This is a genomic window from Ensifer sp. BR816 (genome assembly GCF_000378985.1).
Taxonomy (GTDB): Bacteria; Pseudomonadota; Alphaproteobacteria; order Rhizobiales; family Rhizobiaceae; genus Sinorhizobium.
In genome coordinates this window covers 388,551-411,131 of record NZ_KB905370.1, presented here as the reverse complement: position 1 = coordinate 411,131, position 22,581 = coordinate 388,551, and the positions used below count along the sequence as shown (strand labels likewise).

General features: G+C 63.1%; 15 protein-coding genes. 9 read left to right on the top strand and 6 right to left on the bottom strand.

Going from position 1 to position 22,581, the window contains the following annotated elements; all coding sequences use genetic code 11:
* The first annotated feature begins 29 nt into the window (after window positions 1-29).
* From RHIBR816_RS0102000 to RHIBR816_RS0101990, 3 genes are all read left to right on the top strand, one after another.
* Window positions 30-1,283, top strand: coding sequence for a hypothetical protein (locus RHIBR816_RS0102000; RefSeq protein WP_026186548.1), 1,254 nt, complete (start codon window positions 30-32; stop codon window positions 1,281-1,283).
* 53 nt (window positions 1,284-1,336) lie between these two features.
* Entirely contained in the window at window positions 1,337-2,494 is a 1,158-nt protein-coding gene (glf, locus tag RHIBR816_RS0101995) for a UDP-galactopyranose mutase (RefSeq protein WP_018234859.1), read from the top strand.
* A 407-nt stretch (window positions 2,495-2,901) separates the two neighbouring features.
* Window positions 2,902-9,978 carry a hypothetical protein gene (locus RHIBR816_RS0101990; RefSeq protein ID WP_018234858.1) on the top strand — a complete coding sequence of 2,359 codons (7,077 nt, stop codon included), beginning with the start codon at window positions 2,902-2,904 and terminating at the stop codon, window positions 9,976-9,978.
* A 208-nt stretch (window positions 9,979-10,186) separates the two neighbouring features.
* On the opposite strand, the gene RHIBR816_RS0101985 is transcribed toward RHIBR816_RS0101990, so the two are convergent.
* The 6 genes from RHIBR816_RS0101985 to RHIBR816_RS0101955 form a co-directional block, all read right to left on the bottom strand.
* Complete coding sequence (locus tag RHIBR816_RS0101985) at window positions 10,187-11,176, bottom strand: GlxA family transcriptional regulator (RefSeq protein WP_198294131.1); 990 nt, start codon at window positions 11,174-11,176, stop codon at window positions 10,187-10,189.
* Between the two features lie 484 nt (window positions 11,177-11,660).
* Window positions 11,661-12,122, bottom strand: coding sequence for a YbaK/EbsC family protein (locus tag RHIBR816_RS0101975; RefSeq protein WP_018234856.1), 462 nt, complete (start codon window positions 12,120-12,122; stop codon window positions 11,661-11,663).
* Window positions 12,123-12,203: 81 nt separating this feature from the next.
* Entirely contained in the window at window positions 12,204-12,392 is a 189-nt protein-coding gene (locus tag RHIBR816_RS0101970) for a hypothetical protein (protein ID WP_018234855.1), read from the bottom strand.
* 170 nt (window positions 12,393-12,562) lie between these two features.
* Window positions 12,563-12,817, bottom strand: a complete 255-nt coding sequence (locus RHIBR816_RS0101965) for a GlsB/YeaQ/YmgE family stress response membrane protein (RefSeq protein WP_014761069.1) — start codon at window positions 12,815-12,817, stop codon at window positions 12,563-12,565.
* A gap of 126 nt (window positions 12,818-12,943) precedes the next feature.
* Window positions 12,944-14,236: an L-rhamnose catabolism isomerase gene (gene rhaI / locus RHIBR816_RS0101960; protein WP_018234854.1), complete on the bottom strand. Its 1,293-nt coding sequence runs from the start codon at window positions 14,234-14,236 to the stop codon at window positions 12,944-12,946.
* A 13-nt stretch (window positions 14,237-14,249) separates the two neighbouring features.
* A complete protein-coding gene (locus RHIBR816_RS0101955) occupies window positions 14,250-16,349 on the bottom strand; it encodes a bifunctional rhamnulose-1-phosphate aldolase/short-chain dehydrogenase (RefSeq protein ID WP_018234853.1) in 2,100 nt (699 codons plus the stop codon).
* A gap of 201 nt (window positions 16,350-16,550) precedes the next feature.
* On the opposite strand from RHIBR816_RS0101955, the gene RHIBR816_RS0101950 reads away from it, so the two are divergent.
* The 6 genes from RHIBR816_RS0101950 to rhaM all read left to right on the top strand — a co-directional run bounded on the left by RHIBR816_RS0101950 (window position 16,551) and on the right by rhaM (window position 22,580).
* Window positions 16,551-17,363: a DeoR/GlpR family DNA-binding transcription regulator gene (locus RHIBR816_RS0101950; protein ID WP_018234852.1), complete on the top strand. Its 813-nt coding sequence runs from the start codon at window positions 16,551-16,553 to the stop codon at window positions 17,361-17,363.
* Between the two features lie 117 nt (window positions 17,364-17,480).
* Window positions 17,481-18,470, top strand: coding sequence for a rhamnose ABC transporter substrate-binding protein (gene rhaS / locus RHIBR816_RS0101945; RefSeq protein ID WP_018234851.1), 990 nt, complete (start codon window positions 17,481-17,483; stop codon window positions 18,468-18,470).
* A 292-nt stretch (window positions 18,471-18,762) separates the two neighbouring features.
* Window positions 18,763-20,274, top strand: coding sequence for a sugar ABC transporter ATP-binding protein (locus RHIBR816_RS0101940; protein ID WP_018234850.1), 1,512 nt, complete (start codon window positions 18,763-18,765; stop codon window positions 20,272-20,274).
* Window positions 20,271-21,251: an ABC transporter permease gene (locus tag RHIBR816_RS0101935; protein ID WP_018234849.1), complete on the top strand. Its 981-nt coding sequence runs from the start codon at window positions 20,271-20,273 to the stop codon at window positions 21,249-21,251. The genes RHIBR816_RS0101940 and RHIBR816_RS0101935 overlap by 4 nt, the downstream gene beginning before the upstream one ends.
* Window positions 21,251-22,255 (top strand): ABC transporter permease, encoded by a 1,005-nt coding sequence (locus RHIBR816_RS0101930; RefSeq protein WP_018234848.1) that lies wholly within the window; start codon window positions 21,251-21,253, stop codon window positions 22,253-22,255. Before RHIBR816_RS0101935 ends, RHIBR816_RS0101930 begins: the two co-directional genes overlap by 1 nt.
* A gap of 10 nt (window positions 22,256-22,265) precedes the next feature.
* Window positions 22,266-22,580, top strand: a complete 315-nt coding sequence (gene rhaM, locus RHIBR816_RS0101925) for an L-rhamnose mutarotase (protein ID WP_018234847.1) — start codon at window positions 22,266-22,268, stop codon at window positions 22,578-22,580.
* The last annotated feature ends 1 nt before the right edge of the window (window position 22,581 follow it).

Below are 22,581 nucleotides of genomic sequence, written 5' to 3'. Positions count from 1 at the left end.
CGGCACCAATTCCAAGCAGCGAGGATGAAATGGCTCCGGTTATACTTGTCACATTCGCAGGCAGACAGAAGAGAATGGAAATCCTCACCCGATACATCCATTCCGCCCTCGACGCCGGGATCATAGACGAGTGGCACGTCTGGGATTTCACCCGCTCGCAAGAGGACCATGAATGGGTGACGCGCGAATTCGGCCCGGTCCGCTATATGGGCTCCGCCGCGCCTTACCAGTCGAGCGGATCGGTTGCACCGAACCAGCCGCTGCGCCTCGCCGCGACGATCACCAACGACCTTCACATCGCCATCGTTCCGAATGACGGCAGCGATGACTATTTCGAGCTGGTCGTCGGCGGCTGGAGCAATTCACACTCCGTGTTGCGCAAACTGCCGCTGGACCAGCTCAAGAGTTTCGACCGCAACGACGTACCGGCCCTGTGGAGCAGACCCACTCCGGGCATCCTGTCGCCGGGCACGCCCAACCAGATCGTTCTTGCCGTCGACGCGGCAGGCGTTCCCGCGCTCCATGTCAACAACGTGGCAATCGGTCGCTGGACCGAACTCGACTTGTCTGCCGGCGCGTCCATCATGGTTCGCGGCGGCTGGGGCGCCGACCTGGAACTGGGCAACGTGCGATCGCGAATTCAGCGGTTCGTCGGCAACCCGAACGAACAGATGCCCTATTGGCAGGCCTATGACTACTACGCCAAGCGGTTGAAGGCTTTTTCGGACTCCATATTCCTGAAATGCGACGACGACATTGTCTACATGGACCTCGAAAAGCTCGGCGATTTCATCGAGTTCAGGCGAACCAACCCGAAATATATCGTTGTTTCCGCCAATGTCGTGAACAACGGCGTATGTGCCCACTGGCAGCAGGCGGCGGGCTCCATTCCCGAAGGGGTCGGCCACTTCGAACGGCCCCCGGGTGGGTTTGGCGGAAGCCTCTGGCAGAGCGCGGAGCGTGCCAACGAGCTGCACGACTACTTCCTGCAAACCGACCACAAACACCTGCCTCTGCCGATGAAGGTGATCGAGTGGAACGAGCGCCAGTCGATCAACTTCATCGCCTGGCTCGGAAAGGACCTCGTGCACATGGCCCTGCCGAAGGGTGACGACGAGCGCGCGCTCACGGTGGATCTGCCGATGCTGCTAGACCGGCCGACGGCGATCTATTCGGATTTCACCGTCAGCCATTTGAGCTTCGGACCCCAGGAGCAAGGCCTGGCGCTCGATCGGTTGATCGATGCCTATGACGAACTGATGCGCAGCGCGCTCGCCGCGTAATCACCTTCGCCTTTCCTGGCGAATATCACAGTACGAGACTGGAGCGTCTTTGAATGCGCACAAGCGGAAGAATCGGCATTGTCGGTGCGGGACTGTCGGGAGCGGTCATTGGCCGGGTACTGGCCGAAGCGGGTCACCAGGTCGAGATCTTCGATGCGCGTGACCATATCGCCGGAAACTGCCACACGGAGCGCGACGAAGACACCAGCGTCATGATCCATGTCTATGGACCGCATATCTTCCATACGGATGATCGTGAGGTGTGGGACTACGTCAACAGTTTCCAGACCTTCATGCCCTACAAGAACCGCGTGAAGACGACATCGAAGGGTCAGGTCTACTCCCTGCCCGTCAATCTCCACACGATCAACCAGTTCTTCGGCAAGACCTTCAGGCCGGATGAGGCCCGTGCCTTCATCGAAGCGCAGGCGGACAGGTCGATCGAGGATCCGCAGACCTTCGAGGAGCAAGCGCTCCGGTTCGTGGGCAAGGACCTCTACGAGGCCTTCTTCGAGGGGTACACGCAGAAGCAGTGGGGCTGTTCGCCGACGGACTTGCCCTCGTCCATCCTGAAACGGCTTCCGGTGCGCTTCAACTATGACGACAATTACTTCTCGCACAAATACCAGGGAATGCCGGAGAACGGCTACACCGACATGATCGGCCGCATCCTTGACCATCCGAACATCAATGTGAGCCTGAAGACCCGATTTTTTCGGGCGCAAAAGGACGATTTTGCGCATGTGTTCTATTCCGGCTCGCTCGACGGCTATCTGGATCACGAATTCGGCCCGTTGGGCTACCGAACGCTCGACTTCCACCGTTTTGAGTATGAGGGCGATTTCCAGGGCTGCGCGGTCATGAACTATGGCGACGTCTCGGTCCCCTACACGCGCATCACCGAGCACAAGCATTTCTCGCCCTGGGAGGAGCATAGCGGCTCTGTCTGCTACCGCGAGTTCTCCCGTGAATGCGGCCCGGACGACATCCCCTACTATCCAATCCGCCTCGTCAAGGACAAGGAACAGCTCGCCCAATATGTCGAGCGCGCAAGCCAGGAAACGTCGATCACCTTTGTCGGGCGGCTCGGGACCTATCGCTATCTCGACATGGATGTGACCATTCGCGAGGCGCTCGACACGGCAAGACTCTACCTTGCCCGGAGGGCGGAGAATGCGTCGATGCCGGCATTCCTGCATTCGCCGATCTGATCGAGGACATTGATGGCGGGCTTTCCGCTATCTCATCTGCTTCACTTTCGAGCGGGATCGGCAGACCGCCGGCTCGATGTGCATCGTAAGCCCTATCCGCAGAGCGAACGCCTCGGCACTCCTTCGGGTTGCAACGAATGCGCGACGGTGCCGAAGTCAGACAGACACAAGGTTGCCGACTATTATCAGCGGCAAGTTACTCCTAAGCCACGAGATCGCCCATGCCGGTTTCCGGACGCATTTCTTCCACGGCCCGCGAAATGGGCACGGATCAGGCCTCCTGACGACGATCTCAGCGATCCGGCAGGCAGGACGCCGGCCGTTGCCGGTGCCGGAGGTTGCAGCAGCGATTGCTCTTTCGGGGCGTTGGCAGACAAAGACTATTTAGGCCCCAAGGGTTTTGACGCATGACCTCGATCATTTCTTCCCTGAGCCCCACCCTGATCAAATCATATTCGACGTCGGCGGTTGCGGCCTGGACGACGGAAGATGTGGCGTCGCTTACGACGAAGCAGATGGCCGCACTGTCGTCAGCGCAGATTGCAGCGCTGGACACGGAGGATGTCGATGTCCTGAGTTCCCGGCAGCTCGGCGCCATCACTCCCAGTGCCATCGTTGGCTTGAGCCTGGCGCAACTTGCCGTTCTCGACAAATCCGATGTCGAAAGCCTCGGCACCAGCCAGGTTGCCGCTCTTACCACCAAGCAGATCGACGGTCTCTCTACGGAGCAGGCCGAAGCGCTGAGCTCGAACCAGGTCGGGGCCCTCAGCGCGCTGCAGCTCTCGGTCCTGACCGAGGAAGACCTGGCCGCCTTCTCGACCGCCGACATCGCGGCGATCGGCGCGAAAGCCGTCGCAGGGCTCTCAACGGAGGTCATGGCATCCCTTTCGACGGACCAGATTGCCGCCTTGAGCACACGCGCTGTCGCCGGTCTGACGACCGCGCAGATCGCCGCCTTGTCCACCGATCAAATTGCCGCCTTGACGACCACCCAGGTCGGCGCGCTGAAGGCATCGCAAGTCGACGCTTTGGGCACAGACGACATTGCCGCGCTTTCCACCGATCAGATTGCCGCGTTGAGCGCCTCGGCGATCTCGGGGCTTTCCACCGGCCAGGTCGCCGTCTTGTCGACCGACCAGGTCGAGGCATTCACCGTCTCACAGGTGAAGGCGCTGACCGCGGCGCAGCTCGGATCGCTGGAGACGGACGCCATAGCGACATTCTCGGTTGCCGAAATCGCGGCGATCAACAAGGCCATATGGGGCATGACGACGGATGCCGTCACTGTGCTCTCCACCGCTCAGGTCGCCGCCCTGAATACGACGGCGGTCGCGAGCCTGACGACCGCACAGATGGCCGCCTTGTCGGCTGACCAGGCCGAGGCGTTCTCCGCCCTGCAGGTGAAGGCGCTCAGCGCGAAGCAGCTTGCCGCGCTCGGAGCGGACGGCATCGCGACATTCTCGACCGTCGATATCGCGGCAATCACCAACCTAGCCATAAAGGGCGTCAGCACGGACGCCATCGCAGCGCTATCGACGGATCAGATTGCCTCCCTGAGCACGAGCGCGATTGCTGGCCTGACGACCGCGCAGAGCGACGCCCTGTCCTCGGATCAGACCGCTGCCTTGACCGCGGCGCAGCTCAGGACACTGAGCCTGGCGCAAGTCGCCGCCTTGAGCACGGACACGCTTGCGGCTTTGTCCACGGACCAGATCGCGGCGCTCAGCACCAGTGGCGTAACGGGCCTGACGACCGATCAGATCGCCGCCTTGTCGACCGACCAGGTCGAGGCTCTGACGGTGTCGCAGGTGAAGGTCCTGAACGCGCGGCAGGTGGCGGCCCTCGGAGCGGAGGGGATGGCGACATTCTCGACCGCCGATTTCGCGGCGCTCAGCAACAAGGCCGTATTGGGGTTGGATGACGAGGTCATCGCATCCCTGTCCACCGCTCAGATAGCGGCCCTGAGCACGAGCGCAGTCGCGAGCCTGACGAGCACCCAGATCGCCGCCCTGTCGACCGGTCAGGCGGAAGCCTTGTCCGTATCGCAGGTGAAAGCGCTGACCTCCGCGCAGCTCACCGCCCTTTCGGTGGACGCCATAGCGACGTTCTCGACAGCCGAAATCGCGGCGATCACGAGCAAGGCTGCCGCCGGCGTCACCGAGGACGCGATTGTAGCGCTTTCCACCGCTCAGATAGCTGCGCTCAGCACGAGCGCGGTCGCAAGTCTCACGACCGCCCAGATCGCCGCCTTGTCGGCCGAACAGACGCAGGCTCTCTCCACCGCGCAGCTCAAGGCCCTGAGTTCGACGCAGATTGCTGCCTTGAGCGCCGACAACGTCGCAGCCTTGTGCACGGATCAGGTCGCGGCGCTCAGCACGAAGGCTGTCACCGGCCTCACCGCGGACCAGATCGAAGCCTTGTCCGCCGATCAGGTCGAGGCTTTCTCTTCGGCTCAGGTTGCCGCTCTCGGCTCCGAGCAACTCGCAGCCCTCGATGCGGACGACATGGCGGTATTCTCGACTGCCGATATCGCGGCAATCAGTTCGAGCGCCATTCCGGGTCTGTCGGAAGAGCTGATCGAGGCCCTGTCAACTGACCAGATTGCGGCGCTGAGCACAAAGGGTGTCACGCGCCTCAGCATCGATCAGATCGACGCGCTGTCCACGAACCAGATCGCAGCGCTCTCAACCGCGCAGGTCGCCGTTCTCAGCTCAACGCAGCTCTCGGCCCTTGAGCCGGAAGACCTCGAGGCGTTCTCGACCGCCGATATCGCCGCTATCGGCTCGAAAGCCATTTCCGGCCTGTCGGAGGATGTCGTCTCGGCCCTCTCCTCAACGCAGATTGCCGCTCTCAGCACCGCCGGAATTGCGGGGTTGAGCACGGAGCAGATGGCGACGCTCAGCTCCGACCAGGTCGCATCTTTGAGCACCAAGCAGATTGCAGCGCTGAGATCGACGCAGGTCGCCGCCCTAAGCACGGAGACCGTCGCCGCCTTGTCCTCGGACAAGATCGCCGCGCTCAGCACCGCCGGCATCAACGATTTGACCACCAATCAGGTCGAGGCCCTTTCCTCGGGCCAGATCGTGGCACTGAGCACCAAGCAGGTTGCCGTGCTGAGCTCGGCGCAAATCGCCGCCCTGGATACGAGCGATGTAGCGGCGTTCTCGACCGAACAGATCGCCGCATTGAGTACGGCCGCCATTACGGGGTTGAGCACAAGGCAGATCACCGCCTTGAGCACCGAGCAGGTGGAGGCCCTGACCGCGGCGCAGGTCGGCGTCCTAGACGCGGCGCAGCTTGGAATGCTCGGCACGGAAGACATAGCAGTCTTCTCGACCAAGGACATCGCGGCCATCAGTTCGAGCGCCATTGCGGGTCTATCCACGGCCGTCGTGTCGGCTCTGTCCACCGATGGGATCGCTCTCCTGAGCACGGCCGGCATCGCCGGCTTGAGCAGCGCACAGCTCAACGTGCTCAGCGCCAGCCAGCTCGCCGCCTTGAGCATCAAACAGGTTGCCGCGCTGGGGTCGGCGCAAGTCGCCGCGCTCGGCACGGACGATCTTGCCGGCCTCTCCACCGACCACATCGCGGCCCTGAGCACCGCGGCCCTGGCGGGCCTCTCCACCAAGCAGCTCGTTGCCTTGAGCACCGATCAGGTGGAGGCCCTGACTTCGAGCCAGGTCGGCGCTCTGAGCGCGACGCAGCTCGAAGTCCTCGCGGCGGAAGATATCGCGGTCTTCTCGACGAAGGACATCGCGGCCATCAATTCGAGCGCGATATCGAACCTCCCCACGGCCGCCGTCGCGGCCCTCTCGACCGCTCAGGTCGCGGCCTTGAGTGCCGGCGGCATCGCGAGCCTCAGCAGCGCACAGGTCAATGCGCTCAGCACCAGCCAGCTCGCCGCCTTGAGCACCAAGCAGGTTGCCGCCTTGGGTTCGACGCAGGTCACCGCCCTGGGCAGTAGCGATATCGCGGCCCTCTCGACCGATCAGATCGAGGCGCTGGACCCTGCTGCCATTGCGGGCCTGACCGCCAAGCAGCTCGCTGCCTTGAGCACCGATCAGGTGGAAGCTCTGACCGCGAGCCAGATCGGCGCCCTGAGCTCGACGCAGCTTGCAGCCTTGGGGACGGAAGACATTGCGGTCTTCTCGGAGAAGGACATCGCGGCCATCAGCTCGAGCGCCATCGGGGGTCTGACCACGGCCGCCATCGCTTCCCTTTCGACTGAGCAGATAGGCTCCCTGGACGCGGCCGCGGTCGCGGGACTGACCACCAAACAGATGGCTGTTCTGAGTTCCGACCAGATCGCCGCCCTGTCGACCGACCAGCTCAGCGGGCTGACGTCGCAACAAATTTCCGCGCTCGACGTGGACGATATCAAGGCACTGTCCGTCGAAGACATCGCAGCGATTGGTGCGGATCTCGTTTCCGGCCTTTCGACGGATGTCATCGCGGCCTTCTCCACAGACCAGATCGCGGCCTTGAGCACGGCTGCCATTGCCGCGCTGAGCACGAAACAGGTCGATGCCTTGAGCACCCACCAGCTTGCGGCCTTGAGCACCGCGCAGGTGGAAGCGCTCACCTCCAGGCAGGTCGACGCCTTGAGCACGGATGATGTCGCGATCCTCTCGACCGACCAGATCGCCGCATTGAGCGCGGCCGGCATTGCGGGCCTCAGCGCCGCGGATATCGCCATCCTGAGCTCCAGCCAGGTCGATGCCCTGACGACGACCCAAATCGGCGCTCTCGGCTCGAAACAGATCGCAGCCTTGGACACGGACGACATAGTCGGCTTCTCGGTCGACGAAATCGCGGCGCTGAGTGCGAGTGCCGTAGCGGGGCTTTCCACCGACACGATTGCGGCGCTTTCGGCGGATCAGATCGCGGCCCTGAGCACGGACGGCATCGCCGGTCTCTCCACCGCCCAGATCCAGGCGTTGAGCACCATCCAGATAGGCGCCCTGTCGACCGAGCAGGTCGCTGCTCTCGGGTCCAAGCAGGTCGTGGCTCTGGGTACGGACGACATTGCTTCCCTCTCGGCGGACCAGATTCCCGCGCTGAGCACGGCGGGTATTGCGGTGCTTTCCACCGCCCAGATCGATGTGCTGAGCGCCGACCAGCTCGAAGCCTTGACTTCCAGCCAGGTCGCAGCGCTGAGTTCGACGCAGATCGCGGCGCTGAGCACCGACGACCTGGCGAACTTCTCGGCCCACGACATCGCCGCGATCAGCTCGAATGCCGTACGGGGTCTATCCACGGACACGATAGCGGTGCTTTCGGCGGATCAGATCGCGGCCTTGAGCACGGCGGGCATTGCCGACCTTTCCACCGCCCAGATCGATGCGTTGAGCGCCGACCAGCTCGAGGCTCTGTCGACCGAGCAGATCGCTGCACTCGGCTCCAAACAGGTGATGGCGCTCGGTACCGACGACATGGCGGTTCTCTCGATGGACCAGGTTGCCGCGCTGAGCACGGCGGGCGTTGCGGCCCTCTCGACCGCGCAGATCCAGGCGCTGAGCGCAGATCAGCTCGAAGCCCTGACGTCCAACCAGGTCGCGGTCATGAGCTCGACGCAGATTGCGGCGCTGAGCACGGACGATCTGGCGAGCTTCGCCGCCGCTGATATCGCGGCGATCGGTTCGAGTGCTGTGGCGGGCCTGTCCACCGACACGATCGCGGCGCTTTCGGAAGACCAGGTTGCGGCCTTGAGTGCGGCCGCCATCACCGGCCTTTCGACCGGTCAGATCCAGGCGCTGAGCACCGACCAGATCGAAGCCCTGTCGACGGGGCAGGTCGGTGCTCTGAGCTCCAAGCAGATGGTGGTACTGGGCACGGATGATATTGCGGTTCTTTCGACGAGCCAGATTGCCGCGCTCGACACCGCCAGCGTCGCCGCCTTGTCCACCGCCCAGATCCAGGCGCTGAATGCCGATCAGCTTGAGGCCCTGACCTCCAGCCAGGTCGCGGTCATGAGCTCGACGCAGATTGCGGCGCTCAGCACCGACGATCTGGAGAGCTTCTCGACAGAGGATATCGCAGCGATCAGTTCGAGTGCCGTCGCTGGACTGTCTACCGCCACGATAACAGCGCTTTCGGCGGACCAGATCGCGGCCCTCGGCACGGGTGGTGTCGCCGGCCTTTCCACCGCCCAGATCAATGCGCTGAACACCGACCAGGTCGAGGCGCTCACCTCGCTCCAGATCGCCGCGCTCAGTTCGAAACAGATCGCTGTTCTCGGCACCGACGATCTGGACACCTTCTCGACGGCGGAAATAGCGGCGATCAGTTCGACCGCCGTGGCAGGTCTGTCCACCGGGACGATAGCGGCGCTTTCGGTCGATCAGATCGGGGCCTTGAGCTCGGCCGGCGTCGCCGGTCTTTCCACCGCCCAGATCAATGCGCTGAGCACCGACCAGATCGAGGCCTTGTCGACCGGGCAGCTCGGCGGCCTTGGTTCGAAGCAGGTGGCGTCGCTCGGCACCGACGACCTCGCGGTCCTCTCGACAGCGCAGATCGCGGCACTGAGCACATCCGGCGTTGCGGGCCTGAATAGTATTCAAGTCAACGCCTTGAGCGATGCGCAGGTCGAAGCCTTTTCCACTGACCAGATTGCCGCTTTGAGCTCGGATGCGCTGTCGGGCCTGAGCACCGATGACCTGGAAGGCTTCTCGGCCGAGGAACTCGCGGCGATCAGCTCGTCCGCCATCAGGGGACTGCCGACGGACTTCATTGCGGGACTCTCGACTGCCGAGATCGCCGCTTTGGGCACGGCCAGCATTGCAGGCCTCAGCAGCGCGCAGGTCGGGGCCATGAGCGCCGAGCAGATCGATACGCTGTCCACCAGCCAGATTGCCGCTCTGAGCCTGGATGGGCTCGCGGGATTGACCACGGAGGATCTCGGAACGTTCACGACCGAGGAACTGGTGGCGATCAGCCCGTCTGCCATAAAGGGACTGTCCACGGACTTCTTCGGAGCGCTCTCGACGGCGGAGATCGCCGTCTTGACGGCAAGCCAGGTCGGGTCGCTGAGCTATACCCAGGTGGCGGCGATGAGTACCGACCAATTCGCGACCCTGTCTACCGCGCAGCTCGGTGCCCTGAATGCCATACACGCCGCGGCGTTGGGGACGGACGACATCGCCCAGCTTTCCACCGACGATATCGTCGCCCTGAGCACGAGTGCGATTTCGGGATTGAGCACCAGGGTCATCGCCGCCCTGACGACGGAGCAGGCCGAGGCTTTGACGCCATTGCAGGTGAGTGCGATGACCTCAGCGCAGGTCGCGGCATTGGAAACAGATGATCTCGCCACCTTCTCGGCGGAGGATGTCGCCTCGTTCAGCGCATCCGGTGTCGCGGGGATTTCAACGGACGACATCTCGAACCTGTCCAGCACGCAACTGAACGCCTTGATGGACTCCCAGATGGACGCTCTGAACTCCGATCAGATAGCGGCAGTGATCGCGGCGTATCTGGGGATGTGAAATTGGCCCGTGGTGGTAGCGACGTCTGCTACTGCATGTCTCCTTAAATCGACCTCGATTTAAGGACAAAGACATGCAGCAATTCAAACAGCGACCTTTGCGCGTCTGATAAGACAAGCGGCGCTGTGGCCCCACGTCTCCCGAGCCCGGTCGCGAGTGCCAGCTTTGGGCGCGGTGCGATTATTGGCAAGGGCAGAGGCGGTTTCGCTCAGCCTCGACGGTCCGGTGTTCCGCCGCGGGCGGCGGCGAGTTGCTTTCGTGCCGCCGCCGGTGTGATCGAAAAGGCCTTTCGGAATTTCCGGATGAAGTGCGAGACGTTCTCAAAGCCGGTTTCCAGCGCGATTTCGATCAGCGGTTTGTCGGTTGAGGCGACGAGGCGCATCGCCGCGTCGAGGCGAAGCTTCAAATAGACGGAGATCGGCGTCGCCCCGAGCTCGTTCTGGAACAGTCGCTCCAACTGCCGGCGCGAAATGCCGAGCACGTTCGCCACGTCGTCGATGCCGATCAGGTCTTCGAGATGCTGCTCCATGACCATCAGTGCAAGGCTGATCCGCTTGTCCTGCACGGGAATGGGGCCGAGGGGGTTTCGCGGCTGCATCTCGCTCGCCTCGCGGCGGCGCGTAATCTGCATGATTTCGAGCGCGTTGCGCTCGGCGTCTTCGCCGACATGCTTCCTGATGAGATAGGTCGCGAGATCGGCGACGCTGCTGCCGCCGGCGCAGGTGATGATATTGCGGTCCTCGACGAAAATTCGGTTCGACGTCACCTCTATGGACGGGAAGCGGGAGCGGAACTCGTTATGATGCAGCCAGCTCACGCAGGCTGCATGGCCGTCGAGCACGCCGGCCTCGGCGAGCACAAAGCTGCCGGTGCAAACGCCGATGATCGGCACGCCCGCGCGCGCCGCACGGTGCAGGTAGTCGATCGTCTCTCGATCGAGGGGCTCGGCGACATTGAGCCGCCCGCCGACGACCGCGATGTAGCTGAATTCCGCCGGCGGGCGCAGCGGCGCGGTCGGCGCCACCTGGATCCCGCAACTCGACATGACGAAGTTCCGCGTGCTGCCGAGCACCTCCCAGTCGCAGTTCACCCGCCCCGACTTGTCCTCCACATCGCTTCCCAGGCGAAGCGCATCGGCGAACAGCGAGAAGGCGCTGAGCGTGAAGCTGCGCGCCAGAATGAATCCGACACGCAGCACGCCCTTGTCCGCGATGGGCTTTCTGGCGGCAGCCGATGATTCCGTGAGGGACGTTCGCAATGTCGCGCTGTTCCGTTACCGATCCGGCCGGGGCCATGAACGGCACCCGTCCTCCACGCGCGCCTCGGGACGCGCTTCCAAGTCTCGAGATCCGCTTCTATTCGCCAATTATCCCGCAAGCAACGGCCCGGGTAAATGCCTCCGTTTTCCAACCGGGCAGCGGGGCTAATCCGTATTGACAGGATGACTTATTAACCAACTTGGCGGAAGCTCAATAATGTCGATGGGAGGGTTTGGCACGCCGGTCGTCGGCGAGGGGCCATCGGTTACGCCTTCGCTTGTTCCCATTGAGAGCGGGGGCAAGGATCTACGCAGATGACAATGCACATGATGAAAGTGCTGATGACCATCATGGCGGCGCTTTCGTTCGGATCGCTCATGGTCTTCATGGCCGTTCTGTAAGCTCACACGCGCCGGACTGGCGTCAGGTTTCCGACACGTCGATCCAATCCGCGTCGGTCAATTCCGCCATGCGATGAGGATTGATGTGAACGGCGGCGTTGATTGCGCCGGCAGCTGGAACGACCACATCGAAGGCTTTCAAGGATTCATCGCAATAGACCGTGTGCGGCTTCGCAAGGCCGAATGGGCAGACGCCGCCAACGGGATGGCCGGTCTCGGACTCGACTTCGCTGAAGCCGAGCATGCGCGCCTTGGTGCCGAAACGGGCCTTGTATTTCTTGTTGTCGAGGCGGGCGTCGCCGCGGGTTACGATCAGGATCACGTCATCTCCGACACGAAGCGCCAGCGTCTTGGCGATCTGTGCCGGCTCGACGCCGTGCCCTTCGGCCGCGAGCGCGACCGTTGCGGTGCTCTGCTCAAGCTCGATGACATCGATATCCGGGGCGCGCTCGGAAAAGAACTCCTTGACGGAAGCGAGGCTCATCTCGGACGCCTTATTGATGTCGTTGGCAAAAAAGGATTAGGCGCGGCGAAACGCAGCACATGGTCTGAGGCGAGGAATGTTTCAGTCGTCGTTCGATGCGTCAAGATCCTCGGGACGCCGGCCTTCCTGTTGGGGCGGCAGGTAGCCGTGGCTCGCGAACCAGTTTTCGAGAATCGTGGATATGGCCTGTCGGCGTGTCGCCGTGCCCGGATGATCGCTGATATAGGACTGGAGCGCAGTTTCGATCTTTTCGGCGTAGAGCTCGGTCATTTTTCCCTCCGCTTTCTTTTGCGGTGGCGATCCGCGGCTTCGATCGCGCACTGCTCCGGCGCCCCGTGCCTGGTCAGGCTGAAGGTCGCCGCAACGCTTGTTATCGCTGAATGATTTTGTCCTCAAACCGGTTCCGATGGTAGGCGTTTCCTTGATCGGAAATCGCCATTTCAGGCCTGTTTGACGATGCGGATCAGGACGAGGAGGATGATCGCGCCGATGGTCGAATGAATGATCGCGGCGAGAATGCCGGTGCCGAGCGTAATGCCGACGGCAGGAAAGAGGTAGCCGGCAATCAGGGCGCCGATGATGCCGACGACGATGTTGCCGATCAGGCCGAAGCCAAAGCCGCTGACGATCAGGCCCGCGAGCCAGCCGGCAACGGCGCCGACGATCAGGAATACGAGAATGCTTTCGATGCCCATCAATGCTTCCTTTCGGTTGTACGTCCCGGAAACATAACGCATCCCTTGAGTTCAGGTAGTGGCAAGTCCATCGATTGCCGATTTTTCTGCGCAAACCGGATGGCCGGCCGCAGCGCGGCGGTCCACTCAGACGATGCCGCCGCCCCCGCCGGTAACCGCGGGGCGCTCGGCCGCCACCTTGGCGCGATAGCCGCTCGCACGGTAGGTCGCGACCGGGGCAATGGCGCCGCCGTTTTCGAGGCGGGCCGTGGCGAGGATCGGCTCGACATCGGTGCGGAAGGCGGCCTTCAGCGTTTCCGACGCCATCAATGCGTCGTTTTCCTGCTGGTAGCCTTCGAGTGCCTTGCGGTCGACGAGAAGCGCCTGGGCATAGGCGCGCCCGACTTCCATGGCGCTCACCATCAGGCTCTCGATCGGATCGGTGACGTTGTGGCTCTGGTCGAGCATATGGGCAGGCTCGAAGCCGGCCGCGCCGCGCATCTCGGCATCGACCAACTCGTTGAAGACGAGGAACAGGCGATAGGGGTCGATCGAGCCGGTGTCGAGGTCGTCGTCGCCATATTTCGAATCGTTGAAATGGAAGCCGCCGAGTTTCTTGAACTGGATCAGCCGGGCGACGATCATCTCGATATTGACGTTCGGGGCGTGATGGCCGAGATCGACGAGGCAGAAGGCCTTGGGCCCGAGTTCCTGGGCGATCAGGTAGTTGGTCCCCCAGTCCTGGACCACCGTCGAGTAGAAGGCGGGCTCGTACATCTTGTGCTCGGTGAAGACGCGCCAGTCCTCCGGCAGCGCCGCATAGACGGCCTTCATCGAGTCGAGATAGCGCTCGAACGATCGGGTGAAGCTGCTCTGGCCCGGAAAGTTGGAGCCGTCGCCGATCCACACCGTCAGCGCCTTCGAGCCGAGCGCCTTGCCGATCTCGATGCATTCGAGATTGTGCTCGACCGCCTGGCGGCGTGTCGCCGCATCCGTATGGGTGAGCGAGCCGAACTTGTAGGAATGCGCCTGGCCCGGGGCATCCGAAAAGGTGTTGGAATTCATCGCATCGAAGCTTAAGCCCAGAGCGGTCCCCTTTTCCTTCAATGTCTTGAGGTCGGAAACCTTGTCCCAGGGGATGTGCAGCGACACGGTCGGCGTCGCTCGCGTCAACGCATGGATGACGCCGCAGTCCTCGAGCTTGTCGAAGATGTTGCGCGGCTCGCCGAGCCCGGGAAAGCGCGCAAAGCGCGTGCCGCCGCTGCCGACCCCCCAGGAGGGGACGGCGACGCCATAGGCGGCGACCTTTTGCTTGATCGCGTCGATATCGGTGCCGCGACGCGCGAGCCGTTCGCCGAGGGTTTCGTAGTCGCGCTCGAGCGCTTCCTGCCGCTTGGCGTTCTCGGCCTCGACCACGGAGGTGCTGATCAAATTGGTCATGGTTACCTCCCGATCAGCGCGTGAAGGACTGGGCGTTGCCCGCGTCGACATTGACGATGTTGCCGGTCGACTTTGCCGACATGTCGGAGGCGAGGAAGTAGATCGCCTCCGCGATGTCTTCCGGGAAGACGCTGAGCTTTAGCATTGACCGCTCGCGGTAATGCGCCTCCAGATCGTCCACATCCATCTTGTAGGCGGCGGCGCGCTGCTCCTTCCATTCGCCGCTCCAGATCTTGGAACCGCGCAGCACCGCATCCGGATTGACGACGTTGACGCGGATCTGCGCCGAGGCGCCCTCGAGTGCCAGGCAGCGGGCAAGATGGATCTCGGCCGCCTTGGCGGTGCAATAGGCCGACGCGCCGGGCGAGGCGGCAAGCCCGTTCTTCGAGGCGACGAAGACGACGTTGCCGCCGGTCTTCTGGGCGCGGAAGACGCGGAAGGCTTCGCGTGACACCAGGAAATAGCCGGTCGTGAGGATATCGATGTTCTTGTTCCAGAGCGCGAGCGACGTGTCCTCGATCGCCGCCGACGAGGCGAGGCCGGCATTGGAAACGAGGATATCGAGACCGCCGAAGGCAAGGAGCGCATCACCGAAGCCGGTCTCGACCGCCGCCTCGCTGGTCACGTTCATGGCGACGGAGCGGACGAAATCCTTGCCGTAGCGGGCGGCAAGCTCGTTCTGGGCGGCCCCGAGCGCCGCCTCGTCGATATCGGCGAGGACGACGCAGGCGCCTTCCTGCATCAGCCGGTCGGCGGTTGCCTTGCCGATACCGCCGGCGCCGCCGGTGACGAGCGCGATGCGCCCGGCGAGACTCTTCGGCTTCGGCATGCGCTGGAGCTTGGCTTCCTCGAGCAGCCAATATTCGATGTCGAACGCTTCCTGCTCGGGGAGGCCGACATAGGTCGACACGCCGGAGGCGCCGCGCATCACGTTGATCGCATTGACATAGAATTCGCCGGAGATCCGCGCCGTCGCCTTGTCCTTGGCGAAAGTGATCATGCCGACGCCGGGAACGAGATAGACGACGGCATTCGGATCGCGCATCGCTGGGCTGTCGGAGCGCTTGCAGCGCTCGTAATAGGCGGCGTAGTCGGCACGGTAGTCGGCGATCGCCTCCGGAAGGCCGGCAAGCGTCTTGTCGACCTCCGGCTGCGCGGGATCGAAAGCGACGACCAGCGGCCGGATCTTCGTGCGCAGGAAATGGTCCGGGCAGCTGGTGCCGAGCGTGGCGAGCGGCACCAGATCGGTCGAGGTCACGAAGTCGAGCACCGCTTGGCTGTCGTCGAAATGGCCGACCTTCTTCTCCTCGGCGCTGATCAGTCCGCGGATCACCGGCATCAGCCTCTTGGCAACCGCCGCGCGCTCGGCAGCGCCGAGCGCCGGCCGCGCCTCTCCGCCGAAGGCGGGGGCGGTGTTTTCCGCCTCGAACCAGGCGATCGCCCGATTGATGATCTCGATCGTCGTCTCGTAGGCTTCCTTCGCCGTGTCGCCCCAGGTGAACAGGCCATGGCTTTCGAGCACGACGCCGCGGGCCTTCGGATGTTCGAGGCAGAATTTCTCGAGCCACAGACCGAGTTCGTAGCCCGGCCGCTTCCAGGGCAGCCAGCCGATCTCGTCGCCGAAAATCTTCCTGGTCAGTTCCTTGCTGTTCTTGGAGGCGGCGATGGCGATGATCGCGTCCGGGTGCATGTGATCGACATGCGGCTTCGGCACATAGGCATGGAGCGGCGTGTCGATCGAGGCGGCGCGCGGATTGAGGTTGAAGGTGCAATGCGGCAGGTAGCCGACCATTTCGTCTTCGAATTCGACGCCGCGATAGATGCCCTTCAGCGCCCGCAGCTTGTCCATGTAGAGAGTAGCGAAGCCGTCCATCTTGATCGTGCCGACGTCGCCGCCCGAGCCCTTCACCCAAAGAACCTCGACCGTCTCGCCGGTGAGCGGGTCGTTTTCCATCACCTTGGCGGAGGTGTTGCCGCCGCCGTAATTGGTGATGCGCTTGTCGGAACCGAGGAGATTGGAGCGGTAGAGCAGCCGCTCAGCTTCGCTCATCGCTGCCGTCTTGGCGTCGTCCCAGAGATTGGCCAGGCGTGCGCCCTGTTGCTTGTCGAGCATCTCGAATTCCTCCCGGTAAGCTAGCCGCCGGCACTCGAGGCCGCGACGATATGATCGGCATCAGATCACACGGCCGACAAGCGAATGTCAATCAAAAACGATCAAAAACGTTCATATTGCAGCGCACAATGAAAAAATATGATCGAAACTGATTGACAATGCGCGAGACCGATGGAAGCATGAGGGACATCGGAGGAGCGCATGCACGAGAAAGAAAGACATAGGATCATCCTGTCGGCGGTGCAGGAAAAGCCGGTCGTGACCGTGCCCGAGCTCGTCGAATTGACCGGCAGTTCCGAGGCGACGATCCGCCGCGATGTTGCGGCGCTGCATGTGCAGAAACGGCTGCGCCGGGTGCGCGGCGGTGCCGAAGCGATCAACCCGCCGCAATTCGTCGGTCTTGCCGGGCGGCCCTTCAGCGTCAACGAGGGCCTGCATGCCCGGGAAAAGCAGGCGATCGCCCGGGAGGCCGTGGCGCTTTGCCAGGATGGCGAGCCGATCATCATCAACGGCGGCACGACGACCTTCCAGATGGTGCATTTCCTCGCCAACCGCCGGATGCAGGTGTTCACCAATTCTTTCCCGATCGCCGAGCACCTGCTCAAGCACTCGAAGAACACCGTGATGCTTTCGGGCGGGACGATCTACCGCGAGCAGAACATCATCCTGAGCCCCTTCGACAACGACGTGACGCGCAACTTCTATGCGCGCCGCATGTTCATGGGCGCGCAGGGGCTCGGGCCGCTCGGGTTGATGGAGGCGGACCCGCTGTTGATCCAGGCCGAGCAGAAGCTGATCGACCAGGCCGACGAACTGGTCGTGCTCGTCGATTCCTCGAAATTTCACAAGCGCTCGAGCCTCATTCTCTGTGGTCTCAAGCGCATTGCGACAGTCATTACGGATTCGGGCATCGAGGACAGACATGCCTCGATGCTCGAAAGCGCCGGCGTCAATCTGGTCATCGCCAATGCGAAGCCGAAGGTCGACGCGGAAACTGCTTCGACATCCGCATGAGGCGGATGGGGAGGGGGAATGGGAGGCGGCCTTGCCGGTGACAGGACCGTCAGATGGATTTGTCGGGTCGACGGTGCATCCACTCCGGATGCATGGACCCCAAGGGAGGAGAAAGTGATGAAAATTCTGAAATCATTGATGGTGACGGCCGCCGTCGCTGCGGTGCTCATGGCGAACGCCGCCCATGCGGAGAACAAGAAGATCGCGCTCGTCGTCAAGGCGCTCGGCATCGGCTTCTTCGAGGCTGCCAACAAGGGCGCCCAGGAAGCGGCCAAGGAACTTGGCGACGTCGAGGTCATCTATACCGGTCCGACTTCGACGACCGCCGAAGGGCAGATCGAGGTGATCAATTCGCTGATCGCCCAGAAGGTCGATGCGATCGCCGTTTCGGCCAACGACACCGACGCGCTCGTACCGGCGCTCAAGAAAGCGATGGACCGCGGCATCAAGGTCATTTCCTGGGATTCCGGTGTCGCCAAGGACGGCCGCCTCATGCATCTCAACCCGTCGTCGAGCCCGCTGATCGGTAACATGATCATCAAGCTCGCCGCCGACAACCTGCCGGAAGGCGGCGACGTCGCCGTGCTCTCGGCTTCCGCCACCGCGACCAACCAGAACACCTGGATCGCCGAGATGAAGAAGGTCCAGGGCAACTACAAGGGCATCAATGTGGTCGCGACCGTCTATGGCGACGACTTGGCCGACAAGTCCTATCGCGAGACGCAAGGGCTCATCCAGTCCCATCCGAACCTGAAGGCGATCATCGCGCCGACCTCGGTCGGTATCGTCGCCGCCGCTCAGGCCGTCACCGACGCCGGCAAGATCGGCCAGATCAACGTCACCGGCCTCGGGCTCCCGTCCGAAATGGCCGGCCATGTGAAGTCCGGCGCCTCGAAGTCCTTCGCCATCTGGAACCCGATCGACCTCGGCTATTCGGCGACGATGATCGCCTATGATCTCATCGGCGGGGCCGAAGCCAAGCCGGGCGCGGAACTGAAGATGGGCCGCATGGGCACGGTCAAGCTCGACGACAACAATGAAGGCGCCATGGCCGACCCGTTCGTCTATGATGCCAAGAACGTCGAGGAGTTCGCGAAGATCTTCTGATCGGCGCGGATGAGGGCGCATTTGCCCCTCATCCGGCCTGCCGGCCACCTTCTCCCCGTTCGGACGGGGAGAAGGGAACAAGTGGCGACGTCTGGCCCTTCATGAACGCTATGGTTCATGGCGGTCCGCCAGCGGAGTTCTCTCTCCCCGCGAGCGGGGAGAGGGCTAGTCCTCGGGTTGAACCCGAGGAGAGGGGCAGCCTGATCGAAGGCGCCCGATATCTGACCGCCGCCTCACAGAAACGACTGACTTGGTGGACTCTCTCTTGTTGCAGGAACCAACCACATCGCGGATGAAGCCCGCCATCACGCTTGAGGGCATATCGAAGTCCTTTCCGGGCGTGCGTGCGCTCTCCGATGTCTCCCTCGCGCTCTATCCGGGTTCGGTGACCGCGCTGATCGGCGAGAACGGCGCCGGCAAATCGACGCTCGTCAAGATCCTGACCGGCATCTATCAACCCGATGCCGGCGTGATCCGGGTTAATGACACGGAAACGACATTCCCGACCGCGCTATCGGCGGCGCGCGCCGGCGTCACGGCGATCCATCAGGAGACGGTTCTCTTCGACGAGCTCTCCGTCGCGGAGAACATCTTCCTCGGCCACGCGCCCCGCAACCGCTTCGGCTTCATCGACTGGCAGAAGCTCAATGCCGATGCCAAGGCCCTGCTGCTGCGGGCCGGCGCCGATTTCGATCCGACGATCCGGCTGCGCGATCTCGGCATCGCCAAGAAGCACCTTGTGGCGATCGCGCGCGCGCTGTCGGTCGATGCGCAGGTCGTCATCATGGACGAGCCGACCGCGGCGCTCTCGCACAAGGAAATCCATGAGCTTTACGCGCTCATCGAGCGGCTCAAGGCCGAGGGCAAGGCGATCCTCTTCATCAGCCACAAGTTCGACGAGATTTTCCGGATCGCCGATCGCTACACGGTCTTCCGCGACGGGACGATGGTCGGCGAGGGCCTGATCGCCGACGTCCACCAGGACGATCTCGTCCGCATGATGGTCGGCCGTGCGGTCGATTCCGTCTACCCGAAGAAGGAGGTCAAGATCGGCGAGCCGGTGCTGACCGTCTCCGGCTACCGCCACCCGACCGAATTCGAGGACATCAATTTCGAATTGAGGCGCGGCGAGATTCTCGGCTTCTACGGTCTCGTCGGTGCGGGGCGCTCGGAGTTCATGCAGTCGCTGATCGGCATCACTCGGCCGTCGGCCGGTGCAGTGAAGCTCGACGGCGAGGTGCTGGTCATCCGCAGCCCGGCCGAGGCGATTCGCTCCGGCATCGTCTATGTGCCGGAAGAGCGCGGCCGGCAAGGCGCGATCATCGGCATGGCGATCTTCCAGAACGTCACCTTGCCGTCGCTTGCACACACCTCGCGCTCGGGCTTCCTGAAGCTCGCCAACGAATTTGCCTTGGCGCGGGAATACACGTCGCGCCTCGATCTGCGCGCCGCCTCGCTCGATCAGGACGTCGGCACGCTCTCCGGCGGCAACCAGCAGAAGGTCGTGATCGCCAAATGGCTGGCAACCAAGCCGAAGGTGATCATTCTCGACGAGCCGACCAAGGGCATCGATATCGGTTCCAAGGCCGCCGTCCATGCCTTCATGAGCGAACTGGCGGCCCAGGGCCTGAGCGTCATCATGGTCTCCTCGGAAATCCCCGAGATCATGGGCATGGCGGATCGGGTCATCGTCATGCGCGAAGGCCGGATCGCCGGCCGCTTCGAGCGCTCCGAACTGACGGCCGAAAAGCTGGTGCGCGCGGCGGCGGGCATCGAAGCGCAACGCAACGGGAGGGCCGCATGATCGCTAAGCTCCTCAAGAACCGCGAGATCCTGCTCGTCGGCGCGATCGCCGTGCTGCTCGCCTTGATCGCCTTGCGCTTTCCGGCTTTCGTCGGCCCCTCCAACCTCGCCCGGGTCTATAACGACACGTCGATCCTGATCATCCTGGCCCTCGGCCAGATGGCCGTCATCCTCACCCGATGCATCGATCTGTCGATGGCGGCGAACCTGGCGCTTTGCGGCATGGTCGCGGCGATGCTGAATGCCGCCTTTCCCGGCCTGTCGATCCCGCTCATCATTCTCGCCTCCATGGCGCTCGGCACACTGCTCGGCATGATCAACGGCACGCTCGTCTGGAAGCTCGACATCCCGCCGATCGTCGTCACACTCGGAACGCTGACGATCTATCGCGGCCTGATCTTCCTGCTGACCGACGGCAAGTGGATCAATGCCCACGAGATGAGCGATGCCTTCAAGGCCCTGCCGCGGCTGGATCTTGCCGGCGTACCGGTGCTTTCCTGGTTGTCGCTGCTGATGATCGCGGTCATGTTCCTGGTGATGAGCCGCACGCCGCTCGGCCGCGCCTTCTATGCCGTCGGCGGCAATCCGCATGCGGCGATCTATACGGGGATCGATGTCGGCCGCACCCGCTTCTTCGCCTATTGCCTGGCTGGCGCGCTCGCCGGCCTTTCGGGCTACCTTTGGGTGTCGCGCTACGCCGTCGCCTATGTCGACATCGCCGCCGGCTTCGAGCTCGACATCATCGCCGCCTGCGTCATCGGCGGCATCTCGATCGCCGGCGGCATCGGTTCGGTGGCCGGGGCCGTGCTCGGCGCGCTCTTCCTCGGCGTCATCAAGAACGCGCTGCCGGTGATCAACATCTCGCCCTTCGCGCAGATGGCGATCTCCGGAACGGTCATTATCATTGCCGTCGCCGTCAATGCCCGCGCCGAGCGGCGCAAGGGCCGGGTCATTCTCAAGAAAGCGGAGGCGGTCTGATGGCTGACGCTCAACTCTCTCCCCGCAATATCCCGGATCGCCTCGAGGGACGCGGTGCCCGCCTGATGAAGAGCTGGGAAGCGCTGCTCATCGTGGTCGCGACCCTCATCTTCCTCGGTAATTCCCTTGCCTCGCCCTATTTCCTCGATCCGTGGAATCTTTCCGACGCCACCTTCAATTTCACCGAAAAGGCGATGATCGCCTTCGCCATGGCGCTGGTGATCATCTCGGGCGAGATCGACCTCTCGGTCGCCTCGATCATTGCGCTCGCCTCGACGGCCATGGGCTATGCCGTGCAGCTCGGTGCCGACACGCCGGCGCTTGTCGCGATCGGGCTCGGCGTCGGCCTCCTCTGCGGCGCCGTCAACGGCCTCTTGATCACCGGCCTCGGCCTGCCGTCGATCGTCGTGACGATCGGCACCATGAGCCTGTTTCGCGGCCTGTCCTTCATCATCCTCGGCGACCAGGCCTTTACAGGCTATCCCGAGAGCTTTGCGTGGTTTGGCCAGGGCTATGTCTGGTGGGTCTTCTCCTTCGAGTTCACCCTCTTCGTGCTGCTCGCCGTCGTCTACGGCGTGCTGCTGCACAAGACGAATTTCGGCCGCGTCGTCTATGCCATCGGCAACAACCAGACGGCGGCCCTGTTTTCCGGTGTCCGGGTGGCGCGGGTGAAGTTCACTCTTTTTCTTTTGACCGGCCTGATGGCCGGGCTCGCCTCGATCTGCCTGACCTCCCGCCTCGGTTCGACGCGCCCCTCGATCGCGCTCGGCTGGGAACTCGAGGTTGTCACCATGGTCGTGCTCGGCGGCGTCAATATTCTCGGTGGCTCGGGCACGATACCGGGCGTCGTGCTCGCCGCACTGATCATGGGCATGGTCACCTTCGGCTTCGGCCTGTTGAACGTACCGGGCATCGTCATGTCGATCTTCATCGGCCTGTTGCTGATCTCGGTCATCGCCTTGCCAATCCTGTGGCGGCGCGCCCGCCGCCGTCTCGCGCACTGAGGGTTTCTCGATGGAAAAATACGCCTTCCGCATGCGGCTCAACCCGGGGATGGCCATAGAATATCGGGCGCGCCATGACGAGATCTGGCCCGAGCTTGTGGATCTGTTGAAGGACGCCGGGATATCCGACTATTCGATCCACCTCGACGAGGAGACCAACCTGCTGTTCGGGGTGCTCTGGCGGACGGACGACCACAAGATGGCCGACCTGCCGTCGCACCCGGTCATGCAGAAATGGTGGGCGCATATGGCCGACATCATGGAAACCCGCGCCGACAACGAGCCGGTCGCCGTGCCGCTCAAGACCGTCTTCCACCTCAGCTGAC

What these genes read in the sequence shown, in the direction of transcription:
- rhaI (WP_018234854.1), bottom strand. Translation starts at nt 14,236, where the DNA reads ATGACCAATTTGATCAGCACCTCCGTGGTCGAGGCCGAGAACGCCAAG.
- glf (WP_018234859.1), top strand. Translation starts at nt 1,337, where the DNA reads ATGCGCACAAGCGGAAGAATCGGCATTGTCGGTGCGGGACTGTCGGGA.
- rhaS (WP_018234851.1), top strand. Translation starts at nt 17,481, where the DNA reads ATGAAAATTCTGAAATCATTGATGGTGACGGCCGCCGTCGCTGCGGTG.
- RHIBR816_RS0101935 (WP_018234849.1), top strand. Translation starts at nt 20,271, where the DNA reads ATGATCGCTAAGCTCCTCAAGAACCGCGAGATCCTGCTCGTCGGCGCG.
- RHIBR816_RS0101975 (WP_018234856.1), bottom strand. Translation starts at nt 12,122, where the DNA reads ATGAGCCTCGCTTCCGTCAAGGAGTTCTTTTCCGAGCGCGCCCCGGAT.
- RHIBR816_RS0101990 (WP_018234858.1), top strand. Translation starts at nt 2,902, where the DNA reads ATGACCTCGATCATTTCTTCCCTGAGCCCCACCCTGATCAAATCATAT.
- RHIBR816_RS0101950 (WP_018234852.1), top strand. Translation starts at nt 16,551, where the DNA reads ATGCACGAGAAAGAAAGACATAGGATCATCCTGTCGGCGGTGCAGGAA.
- RHIBR816_RS0101970 (WP_018234855.1), bottom strand. Translation starts at nt 12,392, where the DNA reads ATGACCGAGCTCTACGCCGAAAAGATCGAAACTGCGCTCCAGTCCTAT.
- RHIBR816_RS0101955 (WP_018234853.1), bottom strand. Translation starts at nt 16,349, where the DNA reads ATGCTCGACAAGCAACAGGGCGCACGCCTGGCCAATCTCTGGGACGAC.
- RHIBR816_RS0101965 (WP_014761069.1), bottom strand. Translation starts at nt 12,817, where the DNA reads ATGGGCATCGAAAGCATTCTCGTATTCCTGATCGTCGGCGCCGTTGCC.
- RHIBR816_RS0101930 (WP_018234848.1), top strand. Translation starts at nt 21,251, where the DNA reads ATGGCTGACGCTCAACTCTCTCCCCGCAATATCCCGGATCGCCTCGAG.
- rhaM (WP_018234847.1), top strand. Translation starts at nt 22,266, where the DNA reads ATGGAAAAATACGCCTTCCGCATGCGGCTCAACCCGGGGATGGCCATA.
- RHIBR816_RS0101940 (WP_018234850.1), top strand. Translation starts at nt 18,763, where the DNA reads ATGAAGCCCGCCATCACGCTTGAGGGCATATCGAAGTCCTTTCCGGGC.
- RHIBR816_RS0102000 (WP_026186548.1), top strand. Translation starts at nt 30, where the DNA reads ATGGCTCCGGTTATACTTGTCACATTCGCAGGCAGACAGAAGAGAATG.